Below are 1462 nucleotides of genomic sequence, written 5' to 3' on the forward strand. Positions count from 1 at the left end.
GGTAGTGACCCCCAATAGTTAGAGTTTTACTTATGCAGTTAGTTGGCTGGATTGAGTTCGGTATTGTACTGGACTTAATCCAGCCAGTTTTTGTTTCAATCGCTTCGTATTGTACCAATCGATATAGGATTCAATTCTCCGTTTTAATGTCTCATAATCAACGAGACCTTCACCATAGTACATCTCCTGTTTCATGATCCCGAAGAAGTTCTCCATGGCGGCATTGTCCGCACAAGTGGCTTTCCGAGACATACTTTGATAGATCTTGTTTTCTTTCAACGTGCTTACCCATCGTTGATGTTGATAATGCCAGCCTTGATCGGAATGGATCGTTGTTCGATAACGGGCGTCTTGATTAATGATGTTTATGGCTTGGTTCAGTGGTTTTAGGACTAAGTCTAGTGTTGGTTTTTTCGTTAGTCCAAAAGAAATGATTTCCCCATTATATAAATCCATAATTGGACTGAAATACAGTTTTTGACCTTCGGCACATTTAAACTCGGTGACGTCCGTCACTAATTTTTGGAGGCGAATGCTTGTCTTAAATTGACGATTTAAGCGGTTTTTGGCTACTTTCCCTACTGTCCCTTTGTAGGATCGATACCGTGATTTACGTGTAAATTTTGTACATACCAAGCCTAGTTCTTTCATTAAGCGTTGAACTTTTTTGTGATTGATGACATACCCTTTATTTCTTAATTCTAAGTAAATGCGGCGGTAACCATATCGCCCCTCATGGCTTTCGAAGAGCCGAGTGATCAGCTCTTTCCATTCTTTATTCGGATCTGCTTTCTCTAATTGTTTGATAGGATAATGATAGGTCGCTTCTGGAATACCGACCTTTCCCAATACCTCTTTTAATTTGAATCCTTCTTCTTTGAGTTCGAATGCCATTGCTGCCTGTGCTTTTCGAGGAAGGCGTTCGGATTCTCCTGAAAAGCGTTCAACTTTTTTAAATAGGCGACCTCCAAGCGAAGCTTTTCGTTCTCGATCTCTAATTGTTTTTCACGTGATTCTTCTTTCTTTACTGGTTGTTTTTTCTTTTTTGTCATGGGAGGTCGTCCTTTCGGCTGATTCAGACCTTCCACGCCTTTTTCTCGATATCTCTTTTTCCAATGAGAAATTAAAGGTGGGTTGGTTAACCCAAATTCAATCGCTGTATCTTGGAAGGAGGCGCCGGTCCGTTCCATATAGTGTAATACATCGAGTTTAAATGAAACAGAGTAAGTCGCCTTTTTACGTTTTCTTTTAATCCCATCTACGCCAAACGCTTGAAATGCGCGTACCCACCTTCGAATGACTTTTGTATCAGGGATGTTATATTTTTGAGCGAGTAATTGATACCCCAGGTATCCTTCTACATATTCTTTAATGATTTTCAGTTTAAATTCGTCACTATATTTTGCCACAGAAAAACACCCCAAATGCTAGATTTTTACTCTAACATTTGGGGTGCAGCACC

At 40.0% G+C, this 1462-nt stretch carries 1 protein-coding gene and 1 pseudogene; both read right to left on the reverse strand.

Annotated elements, in window-relative coordinates:
• Positions 1-30: 30 nt before the first annotated feature.
• Positions 31-903, reverse strand: a pseudogene (locus N6H06_RS22935) (IS3 family transposase); the annotation flags it as partial.
• Positions 858-1409: a helix-turn-helix domain-containing protein gene (locus N6H06_RS22940; protein ID WP_212953944.1), complete on the reverse strand. Its 552-nt coding sequence runs from the start codon at positions 1407-1409 to the stop codon at positions 858-860. The pseudogene N6H06_RS22935 and the gene N6H06_RS22940, both read right to left, overlap by 46 nt.
• Between the last annotated feature and the right edge of the window lie 53 nt (positions 1410-1462).

The organism is Shouchella tritolerans, from assembly GCF_025770735.1.
GTDB lineage: Bacteria > Bacillota > Bacilli > Bacillales > Bacillaceae_D > Shouchella > Shouchella tritolerans.